This window comes from Pseudocalidococcus azoricus BACA0444 (assembly GCF_031729055.1).
GTDB classification, from domain to species: domain Bacteria; phylum Cyanobacteriota; class Cyanobacteriia; order Thermosynechococcales; family Thermosynechococcaceae; genus Pseudocalidococcus; species Pseudocalidococcus azoricus.
The window spans coordinates 14845-28581 of record NZ_JAVMIP010000012.1 but is presented as its reverse complement, the minus strand read 5'-3'; the positions used below and the strand labels follow the sequence as shown (position 1 = coordinate 28581).

The following is a 13737-nucleotide window of genomic DNA, read 5'->3' as shown; positions in this document are numbered from 1 at the left end:
GGGGATTTAGCTCACCGGTAGGCCCAGCATGGCTCGCATCGTCAAGGTGACAAAGGCTAAACTCCCGACTAATAATCCCACCAAGGCAACGGCGGTGACCGGTTTTTTGAAGAGGGGAATTAGGGGTTCAACCACATTCCAGACAACACCCAATAAGACTGTGACAAAATAGCGCTGATAACGAAAGACGTTTTGCCAGAATCCTTCCATGACAGATTGTTCTCTAGATGTGCGGGTAGTCGTAAGGATGGCTGAGGGGAGTTTGTCTCTCAAACCAATTGTATTTTACCTTGGAGTGTGGGGGCGGATCAGGGGATGAGGGAGCAACTGTAACAATAAATTAAGTAAAGTGAACATAGGGATGCTTTCTTTCCACACCGATATTTAGCCACACCAGGCCTGGGGAATTGTCATGGAAATTTGGGAAAGTCTCAAAATTGCAGTGGCCACCTTAAGTGCAAATCGGCTCCGAAGCGGTTTGACCATGCTAGGGATTGTGATTGGAAATGCCTCGGTAATTGCTATGGTCGGGGTTGGTCAAGGGGCGGAACGCTATGCTGCGGGTCAGTTTGAATCTCTCGGCCCCAATACCTTGTTTGTTGTCCCTGGTTCCCCTCAAGCTCGTAATCGTACCTTTGACCTGCCTCAAACCTTGGTCTTAGCCGATGCTAAAGCTATTGCTCAACAAGTGCCTTCGGTGAAAGAGGTGGCTCCCCAAATTCAAAGTCAGCAGCGGATTACCTTTGATAGTCGGAACCTTTCTGGCCTGGTGGTGGGAACAACGCCGAATTTTTTAACGGTGCGCAGTTTTGAAGTGGATCGAGGGCGATTTATTTCCGATGCAGATCTGGCTCGGCAAAATCGGGTCGTGGTGCTTGGCTCGGACATGGCCAATAAACTCTTTGTCCGCCAAGACCCTATTGGGGAATCCATTCGGATTAAGGGCATCACCTTTGAAGTGATTGGTGTGTTAAAGGAAAAAGGTGCCTTCTTAGGTAATAACCAAGATGAAACCGCCTTTATTCCGATCACCACAATGGCCAACCGCGTCGTTGGAACCCGCTCACCCTATGGGATTCCCTTAACGTTTATTTCTATTGCGGCCAATGATCAACAAAGTATTGATGCCGCTAAGTATCAAATTACGAATCTCTTGCGCCTCCGCCACCAAATTGTTAATGAGGACGACTTTACCATCCAAACTCAAAAAGAAGCCCTGGAAATTATTGGGAATATCTCCAATGCTTTGACCCTGATGTTGGCGGCCATTGCGGGTATTTCCCTCTTGGTGGGTGGGATTGGAATTATGAATATTATGTTGGTTTCCGTTACCGAACGCACCCAGGAAATTGGTCTACGCAAAGCCATTGGCGCGACTCAAGAGGATATTCTCTGGCAGTTTATGATTGAAGCGATTATTCTATCGGCATTGGGGGGATTGATTGGCACAGGCCTGGGGGTTGGCGGTGTCCTGTTCATTAGTGCAGTTACCCCCCTAGAAGCAGGCGTGGCTCCGGCAGCTATTGCTCTGGCAGTGGGAGTGTCTGGGGGAATTGGCTTATTCTTTGGGGTTGTTCCTGCTCGTCGTGCCGCTCAGTTAGACCCAATTGTGGCCTTGCGAAGTGCTTAGTCAGGTCAGTTCTCCGTTGTGGAGCCAAGCTGGAATTTATAAGTTGACTGTGTAGATGACTTGTGGTTGCCAGGCCTGGCCTGTATCCGAGACTGATGCCGAGAGGGCGTAAGTTTCCCGTTCCAGGCCCACCTGTAAGCTACGCATTGGATCGACACCTGTGGAGATGAGAAACTCTAACTGACTCAGCCATTTTCCGCTGGTGAGTTGCCCCAGCATGTTTTGCACCGCTAAGAGGTAGGGGTGGCCCGGTTGTTGATACCAATTGGGAGCGGCCACATCCGGTTGATCCAGGCCCAGGTGAAAAACCAAATCTGTCTCCCCAAATAGGGCCTGGGCCACTGGACGGGCTTCTTCTTGCAGCAGTAAGTGCTGGGCCTGGGCTAGATCACGTAGTTTTTCTAAATGCTCATAGCGTTCTGTGACGGTTGCGGGTGGTTGCTGCCATTGAATTGCCACCGTAACTAGATAAGTTTGCAGGAGCATATGCCCGAGTTTTTCGGCTTTGGTGGCTAGGTAGGTGGAGTTAAAATCATTGGCTTCAATTAACAACGGCACTCGATCGACAACTTCCAGGCCATAGCCCTTCAAACCAGCAATTTTGCGGGGATTATTGGTAATCAGACGAATTTTTTTAACCCCAAGATCATTGAGGATTTGCGCCCCCACCCCATAATTACGCAGGTCAGCCGGAAACCCTAAATGCTCATTTGCTTCAACCGTATCCAGACCCATATCTTGGAGGGAGTAGGCCCGCAGTTTATTGACTAGCCCAATCCCCCGTCCCTCCTGCCGCAGATACACCACCACCCCTTGTCCGGCACTTTCCAACATTTTCAGGGCCGCCTGTAACTGCATCCGACAATCACATCGTAAGGAGCCAAGGGCATCGCCTGTCAAACATTCCGAATGTACCCGGACTAAAACAGCCTCTTGACTAAAGGTTGCGGGGTTGCCTTTCACAATTGCGACGTGTTCCGACTGGTCTAGGCCATTGCGATAGGCATAGATTTGGAACTCCCCATATTCTGAGGGCAATTTGGCGATGGCTTCCCGATAAATAAATCGCTCATGTTGGAGCCGATAACTAATCAAATCCGCAATGCTAATAATTTTGAGGTCGTATTGTTGGGCGTATTGAATTAATTCTGGTAAGCGGGCCATTGAGCCATCGGGATTTTGAATTTCACAGATCACTCCTGCCGGATATAGCCCCGCTAACCTGGCCAAATCTACCGCTGCTTCTGTATGCCCCGCCCGTTTCAGCACCCCGCCTTCGCGCGCCCTGAGGGGAAAAATATGGCCCGGTCGGCGTAAATCACTGGGTTGGGTCTGGGCCTGGATGGCAACTTGAATCGTCCTAGCTCGGTCTTCGGCAGAAATTCCCGTGGAAACCCCCAAGTGGGGCCCGGCATCAATACTAACCGTGAAGGCGGTTTGATTACTATCGGTATTGGTGGTTACCATCAGGGGCAAATCCAGTTGATCCAGCCGCTCTCCCTCCATGGCGAGACAAATCAGTCCCCGGGCATTGACCGCCATAAAGTTAATCAGGGCTGGGGTAGCAAACTGGGCCGCACAAATGACATCCCCTTCGTTTTCCCGGCTCTCATCATCCACGACAACAATGGCCTGGCCTTGTTTTAATGCCGTCAGAGCAGAGGTAATGGAATCAAATTCAAAGTCAGATTCAGAGGAGTGAGTCACAGTGGGAATGAGAATTCGTAAAATTTCTTAACAACTTTCTTGATCTGATCTTAGCGGTTTTCGGAGTGGGTTTTGTTATCTTTAGCAGAGTTATCGTCAAATCGCCAAAAACTCAGCCAGGGGAAAGTGGGGCAACAATCATGACTCAAATGGAAGCCATATCAGTCGCAATTGTTGGGGCCTCTGGTTATGGTGGTGTGCAATTAGTCCGGCTCCTCCTTGAGCATCCCTTAACCACAATTACCTACCTGGGGGGCGAGGGCAGTGCGGGGCGACCCTATAGCGATCTCTATCCCCATTTGCAGCATTGTCTGGACTTAACCGTGGAAGCGGTGGATGTGGATGTCATTGCCTCCAAAGCCCAAGTCGTCTTTTTGTCCCTACCCAATGGCCTGGCCCTGGAACTTGCCCAACCGCTGTTAGCAAAAGGCTGTAAAGTCCTCGACCTTTCGGCAGATTATCGTTTTCGCGATTTAGCCACCTATCGTCAGTGGTACGGTACAGAGCGTCAGGATGATCAGCTTGCAGCCCAGGCTGTGTATGGTTTACCCGAACTCTATCGCGATAAAATTGCCCTGGCCCAGTTAGTGGGTTGTCCCGGCTGTTATCCCACGGCCAGCTTATTAGCCCTCTCCCCACTGCTGAAACAGGGCCTGGTGCTCCCAGAAACCGTGATTATTGATGCTAAATCTGGGACATCCGGTGGCGGCCGGCAAGGGAAAATTAATCTCCTTTTAGCCGAGGCCGATGCCTCCCTCGCTGCCTATGGTGTCGCCCGCCATCGCCATACCCCTGAAATTGAGCAAATTTGCAGTGACTTGGCGGGACAAACGGTGAAAGTCCAATTTACTCCCCATCTGATCCCGATGCCTCGCGGGATTTTGGCGACAGTCTATGCAACGCTGCGGGATCCCGGCCTGGTGCGAGAAGATTTAATTACTATTTTCCAAGCCTTTTATCGCCATTCTCCCTGGGTGAAGATTTTACCACCGGGAATTTATCCCCAAACTAAATGGGCCTGTGGGACAAATCTCTGCTACATCGGCATTGAGGTGGATGAGCGTACTGGACGGGTAATTATTATGTCTGCCATTGATAACCTGATGAAGGGCCAGGCTGGTCAAGCGGTGCAGTGTCTTAACCTCATGTCGGGCTGGTCAGAAACCCTCGGTTTACCGCAGTTGGCTTTTTATCCTTAGGTGATTATTGACCGTAACTGTTAAATCCAGAATAGGCCGGTCAATGTCCAGGCCTTGGAACTGAGGACAATATTAAAAAATCTGAGAAAATAAAACTTCAAAACATGACCCACTAGGCCTCTGAATGGCTAACGAGATCAGAAGTGCGGGGTTGCGTGAGAATCAGTTGGCTCCGTCTGATCTCCAGGGTTTTCAGTTGCCGCCAATGGTGGCTGTGACGCTATAGTGTTAAAGCTTTGGCAATATACAATACATCCCAAGGTTGAGGCAGCCTGTGGCCAGTGTTCAAGAACTTTTTTATGCCTTGGAGCAATGGGCCAATCAAATTGTGGTGGCTCAACTCACTGACCTCAATCTTGTTAGCATTGCCATTATTTTTATGGCCGGATTACTCACCAGCCTCACCCCCTGTACTCTTTCGATGTTGCCGATCACCATTGGCTATATTGGTGGCTACAATGCCGAAAATCGCCTACAAGCAGCAAAACAATCAGCTTGGTTTGCCTTGGGGTTAGCCACAACCTTAGCGATCTTGGGGATCATTGCCGCCTTGGCAGGGAAAATCTATGGACAAGTGGGGCCGGGGTTAACCATTGTGGTCAGTTTAGTAGCGATCATCATGGGCTTAAATTTGCTCAATGCTTTGCCGATTACTTTACCCACTTGGCCAGGCCTGGAGGAACTTCCTGAGCGGGTTCCCAAGGGATTGAGATCCTATGTGCTAGGAGGAAGTTTTGGCCTGGTGGCGGCTCCCTGTAGTACTCCCGTCTTGGCAACGCTCTTGGCCTGGGTGGCAGCAAATCAAAAACCTGTGGTCGGAGCCGGATTGTTATTAGCCTATACAGTTGGTTATGTGTTGCCTCTGGTCATAGCGGGTACATTTACAGCCAGTATCAAAAAGCTCTTGGCCCTGCGTCAATGGTCGGCCTGGATTACCCCAGCCAGTGGTGTCCTATTGGTCGGTTTTGGCGTGGTTTCCTTGGCGGTGCGGTTATTGCCGAGGGTCTAGATTTTGGAAACAGGCAAACTTTATTTAATTGGCGCGGGGCCTGGGGATCCTGACCTCTTGACAGTCAAAGCCCAACGCTTAATTTCCCAGGCCGATGTAATTTTTTATGCCAACTCCCTCATTCCCCCGGAGATTCTCCATTTAGCCCAGGCCGACTGTGAACTCATCCCGACCGCAGATCAGGTTCTGGAAACGGTGCTGCCCCTGATGATTAAGCACGTCCAGGCGGGGCGATTAGTGCTGCGTTTGCAATCCGGTGATCCATGCCTCTACAGCACCCTCCACGAACAACTCCAAGCCCTAACCCAGGCAAATATTCCGGTAGAAGTGATTCCTGGAATTAGTGCCTTTCAACTCGCAGCGGCCAAGCTCCAAGTCGAACTCACCATTCCCGAACTGGTTCAAACCATTATCCTCACCCGGATCAGTGGCCGCACCCAAGTTCCAGCCCAGGAAGCATTAGCTCACCTTGCCGCCCACCAGGCCAGCCTCTGTCTATACCTCAGTGCCCGCCATGTGGAACAAGCCCAAGCGGAATTACTCCTTCACTATCCCCCTGATACCCCTGTGGCGATTTGTTTTCGGTTGGGCTGGCCTGATGAACAGATTCATGTGGTTCCCCTTACCGAGATGGCTAACGTCACCCAGGCCCATCATCTTTATCGAACAACGTTATATTTAGTCACTCCGGCCTTACGACCTGATCAGGGCAGCCGTTCGCAACTCTATCACCCTCACCATCAGCGTTTGTTCCGCAGCCAGGCCATGAATCAGACTCAACCATGATCAGCATTTTGATGGAGGAGTCTGACGGATGACAGCCCAGAGCGAATACCGTTCAACAAATCTGTAGAAAATGGTGATTTGTTTTTCAGACTGGATTAACCACTCTGGGGCACAACGGCAGTGCCTCTATCAACTCCGAGACAAGCTCATCGCTGAATACTTTGCGAATAATGTTAATAGCCCCATTATGATCTGCGTTAATTCTCAGGCCTTTGGCAGTCTGGAACAAGCCTCGCATCACTCTTTTGCCGAGGTACGTTGCTTGTTTTTTCAAAGGCTCCAGATCAAGAGCAGAACATTTGCTGGTATAGCTTTCTTCGGTTTCAATGACCTCAATGCCAAGCAAGGACGCTTTGTACTTCAGTTGCTCCACCAGTTTGCGGTGCGACAGTTGAACGAATTGTTGGTTGTTACGCTTTCCGATGGAAATGTTTTGTTTCCATTGACTGTTGTATCCAACCACGATGACACTGACGTTGTTTTCCATGCAGTAGTTCAAGACAAGTCGGCTTGCTTGGTGCAGTGCCGAATCAATACGCTGATTCCGTTTTTGGGTCAACTGACGCAGCCGCTTCGAGGACTTACGCTTGCCAGTCAACTTCGATTGAAACTTCGCACGAGTCTTGTTGTACAACTGATTGACGGCTTTCAAACCTTTGCCATTCACAATCAGTGGGGCGATGTCTGCCTTATTGATTGCAACGGTGCAGAGGTTATTCAGTCCCAAGTCAATACCAGCGACAATTCCATTGCTTCCAGTCAACTCAGTGTCAGGTACTTCGTACACCACCTCCATGACATAGCAATCAGTTCCAGGTACAAAACGGACTTCGCACACCCGACCAGTGACCTTTGTTGGAATCAACATTTCAGTCATGGAAGGTTTGACAAAGCCTTGTTTGAAAGTGGGCTTGCTGATTGCGTCCACTGGAAATGGAACCAAGTATCTCCCTTGCTCTTTGTCGAGGTAGCGAGGGATACGAGGCTCGCCCAAGTATTTGCCGGGGTTCTTTTGCCAGTCACGATGCGCTGCCATGAAACCTTTCCAGGTCTTTGCAACACGCTTCACGACTTGTTTAGAAACCTTCGTAGGCAAATCCAAATAAGCATCCGTGGTTTTCAAGAGGTGATACAAATCGAAAAAGCCGATGTAATTTCCAGTCTTAAAAAACTCTTGGCGTACATGGAAATTCGCCAAGTTGTACAAATTCTTAGCTCTCCAGGCAAGGTCATCAATTACAGAAAAGTACGGTTCGCTTTTACGAATATTTGTTCGTTCGACTAATCTCATGGATTTATGCTTGACGCTACCATTACATACATTATTCTACCAATTTCAACTGATTTTGGGCACTGTTCGTCAACCCTACAACTGCTCTGCTCCCTCAATGGACAACATTAACGACATGCACTCGTAGATCCATGCCGTAGATCATCGCTCAATTCATGCTTTATCTATAGCGTTACTCATTTAGGGCTCTGATTGGGACAAGTCAGAAAGCACTTTTTAGTCAAGGCTGAGACCGTTTCTATTCACCCAGAACAGTCTGCGTAGTGCTATAGAACTTCGGTGCATTATTTTTGGGATTTCTGCCGCAACAGATTTACAGTTCTCAAAAGGCTGAAAAAGACAGGACTTAATGCCAGGCCAGGGCTGGGGTAAACGGATCGGTTTGACGCTGGCGAAACTCCAATACGCTCTGATTGAGTTCGGTCATATTAATCAAAAAGGCATCATGGCCATGGGGGGAGTTCAGCCAGTGGAGTTGGGCATTAGGGATCAATTCTGCCAATTCTTCCGGTTCACTGGGGGGATAGAGAATATCCGTATCAATGCCAATCACTAGAGTCGGTTGTGCAATGCTTTGAAGAACCTGAGTATAGGATTGGTAGCCCCGTGTTAAATCATGGCGATCCATGGCCTGGGTCAGGGTGATATAGCAGTTGGCATCAAACCGTTCGACAAACTTTTCCCCTTGGTAGTTCAAATAGTTGGCAATCCGAAAATCATTGGCCTGGTAAGTCCGTCCATAACGCATTTGAAAACTATCCCAAGACCGATAGGTGTTCATGGCAATCATCCGCGCCACCGCCAGGCCCCGGGCTGGAGTTTGGGTGTAGTAGCCGTTTTGCCAGTGGGGATCCGCATAAATCGCTTGCCGTTGAGCCTCATGCAACCCAATACACCAGGCCGAGTGTTGCCCGGAAACCGCAATCGGCACAATCGCCGCCACCATTTCGGGATATAAAACCGCCCACTCCAAAACCTGCATCCCGCCTAAGGAGCCGCCAATGACCAATCGTAACTGTTTTACCCCCAAGGCTTTGAGTAACTCGGCCTGGAGATGTACCATGTCCCGAATCGTAATTGCTGGAAAATTAGGGCCGTAGAGAGCTTGAGTTAACGGATTAATCGAAGTCGGGCCAGTCGTCCCATAGCAACTGCCGAGAATATTGCTGCAAATAATAAAATCCTGAGTTGGATCAAGACAGTGGCCTGGGCCTAATAGCGGTTCCCACCATTGCTCGACATCGGCTGATCCGGTAAAGGCATGGCAAACCAGTACCCCATTATTGCAACTCTGATTAAGCTGCCCCCAGGTTCGATAGGCGACTTGCACCCCCGTTAAGGTTCCCCCCAACTCTAAAGTCAAGGGCTGTGGATGCTGATAGAACTGAGTCTCTGGTGAAATGAGGGCCTGGTAGCGCATCTATCCCCCTGTAATCCCCTCAATGGCAGCAAAGGCCTGGGTAAAGTCGGCTTTAATACAGCGGATTCGATATTGGACTGGTACAGCTTAAGGTGCTACACCCCTGTTTTGAATTAGATTCAAGGCTTGAATGTACCAAATAGATGCCGAAAGTGCTGTATCCTCGATATGTTCAATTCCGACGGAAACCCGCACTAGATCTGGAGTGACTCCGGCCAATGTTTGCTCCTCGGGGCTGAGTTGTTGATGGGTGGTGGAGGTGGGATGGATGATCAAGGTTTTGGCATCTCCAACATTGGCCAAGTGACTGGCAAGTTTGACGGCATTAATAAAGGCCCGCCCCGCTTCATAACCGCCCCTGATGCCAAAATTCAGCACTCCGCCGAAGCCATGCTGGAGATATTTTTTCGCCCGCTCGTGATAGGGATGGTTCGGCAAGCCGGGATAGTTCACCCAGGCCACTTGGGGCAGCGTTTCTAACCACTGAGCCAGTTCTAAAGTGTTTGATAAATGCCGATCTAACCGCAGTGATAGGGTTTCCAGGCCTTGTAAAAACAAAAAGGCATTGAACGGACTTAAGGCCGCGCCAATATCCCGTAAGCCTTCGACTCGGGCCCGAATAATAAAGGCAATGTTGCCAAAGGGGCTACTGGGGCCAAAGGCATCATAAAAATTCAAACCATGATAGCCCGGAGCCGGTTCGGTAAAGAGCGGAAACTTACCATTCCCCCAGTCAAACTTCCCGGAGTCCACAATCACCCCGCCAATCGAAGTCCCATGGCCGCCAATCCATTTTGTCGCTGACTGAACCACAATATCGGCCCCATGCTCAATCGGTCGAACTAAGTACCCCGCTGCACCAAAGGTATTGTCCACAATTAGAGGAATCCCGTTTTCATGGGCGACATGGGCCAGGGCGGCAAAATCCGGAATATTAAACTGCGGGTTGCCAATGGACTCGACATAAAGGGCTTTCGTATTTTCATCAATGGCCGCTCGGAAATCCTCCGCTTCATCCCCCGCCACAAATTTCACCCCAATTCCTAGTCTGGGTAGCGTCACTTTGAACTGGTTATAGGTGCCGCCGTATAAATAGCTGGTGGAGACAATATTATCCCCGGCCTGGGCAATGTTACTAATCGCCAAAAACTGGGCTGCTTGACCACTGGATGTTGCTAGGGCTGCCACTCCCCCTTCTAAGGCGGCAATCCGCTTTTCAAACACATCCGTTGTTGGGTTCATGATCCGGGTGTAGATATTGCCAAATTCCTCTAAGGCAAAGAGTCTGGCCCCGTGAGCGGCATCATCAAAAACGTAGGAACTGGTTTGATAAATCGGGACTGCCCGCGCATTGGTTCCGGGGGCCGGTTCTTGGCCTGCATGAACTTGGAGCGTTTCAAAGCGATAGGAAGGACTCATATTTACTCTTTGCAATATTTTTAATGCGTTGCGACTCAATCCCTGATCAAGGCTGTATCAAGGCTTTCAACTCTGGGGCGGTGGCCGGTTAATTTAACCTAGGGGATGATTTCTCAAGGTCAGATTGTCCAACATCTTATACAAACTACGATACTTCGGTCAAGCTTATGTATTTTGATAAATTCTGGTGCTAGACTACTCCCAACTCAGTCATGGCGGCCAGAGACACACTTTTCCCATCAGGCCGTTTCCTATGCTTAGGCTGAGGTATCCGATTTCCAACTCTTGACTTTTGGAATGTTTAAGCGTCTATGAATAACTCCCTTGAACTGAAGTCGCCGGAATCGGACAGCAAGACCCCTAAGAAAAAGAATCTCAATCGGATTCGGGATCATCTGGCCAATGAACGCACCTACCTGGCCTGGATGCGGAGTGCGGTCGCTCTGATGGGATTTGGGGTGCTGATTGTCCGCTTGCGGATTTTGCGGCCCCCTTTAGCAATTCAACCTCCGGGGAATGGTTGGCGGTTGGGCTTGGCTTTTGCCGTGGTGGGTTTGCTTACTGTCTTGCTTTCAATGCAACATTATTTTACGGTGCGGGATGATATTGAAAACGATACTTATGAGCCGCCGGATCGCTGGGTGATTATTTCCAGTTTGAGTATTATTCTTTTGGGGGTGGGGGTCTTTTACTATGTGTTTGCCGCTCCCCTGGATGATATTGGCACAATTCTCCTGGAGTAAACCCTAAAACTCACAGATTGATGTTGCCCAGGCCTGAGGAGATTTCTGCCAACTTTCGAGTAAGTGTTATGGCTGGCTATCTGGCCTGGAATCTTCACAATCTCGGCTATGACTCATGATATAGTCTCATAACACTATCGATTTATCGGATGTTTAGGAGCTATCCCTATGAGCCAAGTTTTAGCAGAGGTTTTGGCAGCCAATCAGAGCTATGTTGAGAATTTTGGTGATAAGGGCGAATTACCGTTACCCCCAGGCCGGCATTTTGCAATTCTCACCTGTATGGATGCTCGCCTTGATCCGGCTAAATACGCTGGCCTGGCGGAAGGAGATGCCCATGTGATTCGCAATGCTGGGGGACGGGCCAGTGATGATGCGATTCGCTCCTTGATCATTTCCTACAAGCTTTTGGGAACACGGGAATGGTTTGTGATTCATCACTCTAATTGCGGCATGGAGCTTTTTACCGATGCAGTGATTCGGGGACTCCTCAGCCAAAGTTTAGAAACAGCGGTGATTGATGAATCTGGTTGGCGGGATGTCGGGCAAGCGTTTAAGTCGGCATTTCCCGAAGAAGCTCAGTTTATTGATTGGCTGACCTTTACAGATTTAGCCGCGAGTGTTGTTGCTGATGTTCGCCGGATTCGCCGTCACCCCCTAGTCCCCAGCAATATTCCCATTTACGGGTTTATTTACGATGTGAAGACGGGGCAGTTGATTGAAGTGACCCAGGCCACGGAAGCGGGTAAAGTCCAGGCTAATTCAACTAAAACCTAGTCAGGATGGGCCCACGAACCGCTTTGTTTAAGGCCAATATGCCAAACTTATAGACATCAGAGGGGAGACACCAATCACAGGGCTATGACTATGCCGACTCCAACTCAAGTAAATGTCCTTTACGATCAAGACTCTTTGGCCTGGACAGAGCAGCAAGCGCAGTTTCTTCGGCTGGGGCGGCTTGACCAACTCGATCTTGAAAACCTGATCGCGGAAATTGAATCCTTTCCCGAGATTTACCCCAGGCCTGTCCATTTACAGAAGCTCAGATGTTTACCGAAGCCATCGAAATCTAGGCTGAGAATTACCAGTGTTGCTAACTTACTAAAGTCCAGAAATAGCCATCGGGAGCCACAAAGGAAAAGCTCGGTTCATCAAATTCATTCAGGATAATCTCTGTGACTTGGGTGGCTGTACTGGCTTTAACTCGTTGCCAAAATTCTAAGATAGGCTTGATGCGATAGGTATAAAGGGACATCCCCAGCTGGCCTGGTTTTGAGTTTTGTAGTTTATTCTCCAAATTTAAAGATTTTGGAAAGCGAATCACCTTTAGCCGGCCAGATCTGACTTGCCTCAATTCTGTTATGTTCGAGCGGGGATCATCAAAATCAGTGGTGTAGTAATAATCTCCAGGCCCCAGAGCCAAAATAGGCCGAGCCGCGGGATTGTCTTCATAGTGATCCACCAGGCCATCCCGAGCGCGCAACAGCCCTAATACCTGGTCATAAAAATTCAGCACCTCCCCACTGTCCCCTTGAATCACCAGGCCAACATGGGTAATTTGACTGGTTTGGAGCAATGAATGGGGATTAACCGTGCCATAGTGCGGGAGTTCGTAATTAAACCGCTGAAAGAAAACATGACGGGTCAATGGGTTCAGCCACAAACTTTCTCGCACTCCCAGTAATGGATCACTCCAGGGTCGGGCGGACTTGGCAGCAGCATAAATTTGACTCCACAGGGGTTCGGTGTAGCGGTATGTTTCGGGTGATTCTTGAGTGAGCAGTTCCAGATGGTTCAAAAGATTTAACAGATCAGCAGTTAAAGTTGTTCCCCAGCGATTACCAACCATCCTCATCGAAGCCAACCCCAGGCCAGGCCCCGTCGGGCTTTCCCAGGCCATGAGTCGTACCAAGCCATGATCCGCCTCCTGATGCCCTAAGCGCAATGACTGCAAAGCTGAATCTACCCCATACAAGGCCTGGGATTCTCTCGCTGATAATTGACCCATTGCGCTGATCCGATAGCCCAACTGCTGCCAATACTGCACCTGGGCGCGTAAATCCGGTGTGCCAATCCCCACTTCATAAATGCCTTGGATTGTTCCCATACCTTGCCTCAAGCCAGTTTTAGAGCCTTAATCACTGTAACTTCTGGAGCCATCTCTTAATTAGCCCAGACTTAACCATTGCATAAACTTCAGCCAGTATGTCAAAATTAAAAACTAATTTACGGTAACTCACTCGATTTTTAGTATTTTAATTAATTAGGTTATCTTATGTCTCAGTCTCGCCCAGTTACAACGCTTCGGTATCTTCCCATCACTCACCAGGCCTGGAGTTGGCCAAGACGGTTTTGGTGGTCATTCCAATCCTTGTTGACCGTGGCCAAACTTTTACCCCTGATTTTTGCCAGCTTAGTCTATTTGGGGCTGTGGTCTTTGGGGCGAAAACTAACAGGCCGGCAGAAAACGACCTTAGTAGCCTATCCCCCCTATTCATCCCAGGCCTGAGTTTTTTGCTATACCCTGACATAT

Annotated in this window: 14 protein-coding genes; 8 read left to right on the top strand and 6 right to left on the bottom strand. The window is 49.4% G+C overall.

All coding sequences use genetic code 11. The features are described from left to right. Positions 1-6: 6 nt before the first annotated feature. Positions 7-210, bottom strand: coding sequence for a DUF751 family protein (locus RIF25_RS11460; protein WP_322878677.1), 204 nt, complete (start codon positions 208-210; stop codon positions 7-9). Between the two features lie 202 nt (positions 211-412). On the opposite strand from RIF25_RS11460, the gene RIF25_RS11455 reads away from it, so the two are divergent. Continuing rightward, positions 413-1630 carry an ABC transporter permease gene (locus RIF25_RS11455; RefSeq protein WP_322878676.1) on the top strand — a complete coding sequence of 406 codons (1218 nt, stop codon included), beginning with the start codon at positions 413-415 and terminating at the stop codon, positions 1628-1630. Between the two features lie 36 nt (positions 1631-1666). On the opposite strand, the gene ribBA is transcribed toward RIF25_RS11455, so the two are convergent. Beyond that, complete coding sequence (gene ribBA / locus RIF25_RS11450) at positions 1667-3337, bottom strand: bifunctional 3,4-dihydroxy-2-butanone-4-phosphate synthase/GTP cyclohydrolase II (RefSeq protein WP_322878675.1); 1671 nt, start codon at positions 3335-3337, stop codon at positions 1667-1669. Positions 3338-3477: 140 nt separating this feature from the next. Here ribBA and argC point away from each other — a divergent pair, with 140 nt between their 5' ends. From argC to cobM, 3 genes are all read left to right on the top strand, one after another. After that, positions 3478-4536: an N-acetyl-gamma-glutamyl-phosphate reductase gene (gene argC, locus RIF25_RS11445; protein ID WP_322878674.1), complete on the top strand. Its 1059-nt coding sequence runs from the start codon at positions 3478-3480 to the stop codon at positions 4534-4536. Between the two features lie 274 nt (positions 4537-4810). Further along, positions 4811-5545: a cytochrome c biogenesis protein CcdA gene (locus RIF25_RS11440; protein ID WP_322878673.1), complete on the top strand. Its 735-nt coding sequence runs from the start codon at positions 4811-4813 to the stop codon at positions 5543-5545. A gap of 3 nt (positions 5546-5548) precedes the next feature. Further along, positions 5549-6331: a precorrin-4 C(11)-methyltransferase gene (cobM, locus tag RIF25_RS11435; protein ID WP_322878672.1), complete on the top strand. Its 783-nt coding sequence runs from the start codon at positions 5549-5551 to the stop codon at positions 6329-6331. An 85-nt stretch (positions 6332-6416) separates the two neighbouring features. Here the strand turns inward: cobM and RIF25_RS11430 are convergent, their stop codons facing one another. The 3 genes from RIF25_RS11430 to RIF25_RS11420 form a co-directional block, all read right to left on the bottom strand. Continuing rightward, on the bottom strand, positions 6417-7622 hold the full coding sequence (locus tag RIF25_RS11430; RefSeq protein WP_322878671.1) for an RNA-guided endonuclease InsQ/TnpB family protein: 1206 nt from the start codon (positions 7620-7622) through the stop codon (positions 6417-6419). 346 nt (positions 7623-7968) lie between these two features. After that, a complete protein-coding gene (metX, locus tag RIF25_RS11425; protein WP_322878670.1) occupies positions 7969-9042 on the bottom strand; it encodes a homoserine O-acetyltransferase MetX in 1074 nt (357 codons plus the stop codon). Between the two features lie 87 nt (positions 9043-9129). After that, positions 9130-10461: an O-acetylhomoserine aminocarboxypropyltransferase/cysteine synthase family protein gene (locus tag RIF25_RS11420; RefSeq protein ID WP_322878669.1), complete on the bottom strand. Its 1332-nt coding sequence runs from the start codon at positions 10459-10461 to the stop codon at positions 9130-9132. 311 nt (positions 10462-10772) lie between these two features. On the opposite strand from RIF25_RS11420, the gene RIF25_RS11415 reads away from it, so the two are divergent. From RIF25_RS11415 to RIF25_RS11405, 3 genes are all read left to right on the top strand, one after another. Continuing rightward, complete coding sequence (locus RIF25_RS11415) at positions 10773-11204, top strand: YidH family protein (RefSeq protein WP_322878668.1); 432 nt, start codon at positions 10773-10775, stop codon at positions 11202-11204. 168 nt (positions 11205-11372) lie between these two features. Further along, positions 11373-11981 (top strand): beta-class carbonic anhydrase, encoded by a 609-nt coding sequence (locus RIF25_RS11410; RefSeq protein WP_322878667.1) that lies wholly within the window; start codon positions 11373-11375, stop codon positions 11979-11981. Positions 11982-12065: 84 nt separating this feature from the next. Further along, positions 12066-12374 (top strand): DUF29 family protein, encoded by a 309-nt coding sequence (locus tag RIF25_RS11405; protein WP_322878666.1) that lies wholly within the window; start codon positions 12066-12068, stop codon positions 12372-12374. Here RIF25_RS11405 and RIF25_RS11400 read toward each other — a convergent pair. Continuing rightward, on the bottom strand, positions 12298-13311 hold the full coding sequence (locus RIF25_RS11400; RefSeq protein ID WP_322878665.1) for a VOC family protein: 1014 nt from the start codon (positions 13309-13311) through the stop codon (positions 12298-12300). The genes RIF25_RS11405 and RIF25_RS11400 overlap by 77 nt on opposite strands. A 168-nt stretch (positions 13312-13479) precedes the next feature. Between RIF25_RS11400 and RIF25_RS11395 the strand changes: the two genes are divergently transcribed. Next, positions 13480-13713, top strand: a complete 234-nt coding sequence (locus RIF25_RS11395) for a hypothetical protein (RefSeq protein ID WP_322878664.1) — start codon at positions 13480-13482, stop codon at positions 13711-13713. The last annotated feature ends 24 nt before the right edge of the window (positions 13714-13737 follow it).

Excerpts from the sequence above, each read along its gene's own strand:
- RIF25_RS11460 (WP_322878677.1), bottom strand. The coding sequence starts at position 210 with ATGGAAGGATTCTGGCAAAACGTCTTTCGTTATCAGCGCTATTTTGTC.
- RIF25_RS11455 (WP_322878676.1), top strand. The coding sequence starts at position 413 with ATGGAAATTTGGGAAAGTCTCAAAATTGCAGTGGCCACCTTAAGTGCA.
- argC (WP_322878674.1), top strand. The coding sequence starts at position 3,478 with ATGACTCAAATGGAAGCCATATCAGTCGCAATTGTTGGGGCCTCTGGT.
- RIF25_RS11430 (WP_322878671.1), bottom strand. The coding sequence starts at position 7,622 with ATGAGATTAGTCGAACGAACAAATATTCGTAAAAGCGAACCGTACTTT.
- metX (WP_322878670.1), bottom strand. The coding sequence starts at position 9,042 with ATGCGCTACCAGGCCCTCATTTCACCAGAGACTCAGTTCTATCAGCAT.
- RIF25_RS11420 (WP_322878669.1), bottom strand. The coding sequence starts at position 10,461 with ATGAGTCCTTCCTATCGCTTTGAAACGCTCCAAGTTCATGCAGGCCAA.
- RIF25_RS11415 (WP_322878668.1), top strand. The coding sequence starts at position 10,773 with ATGAATAACTCCCTTGAACTGAAGTCGCCGGAATCGGACAGCAAGACC.
- RIF25_RS11410 (WP_322878667.1), top strand. The coding sequence starts at position 11,373 with ATGAGCCAAGTTTTAGCAGAGGTTTTGGCAGCCAATCAGAGCTATGTT.
- RIF25_RS11405 (WP_322878666.1), top strand. The coding sequence starts at position 12,066 with ATGACTATGCCGACTCCAACTCAAGTAAATGTCCTTTACGATCAAGAC.
- RIF25_RS11400 (WP_322878665.1), bottom strand. The coding sequence starts at position 13,311 with ATGGGAACAATCCAAGGCATTTATGAAGTGGGGATTGGCACACCGGAT.
- RIF25_RS11395 (WP_322878664.1), top strand. The coding sequence starts at position 13,480 with ATGTCTCAGTCTCGCCCAGTTACAACGCTTCGGTATCTTCCCATCACT.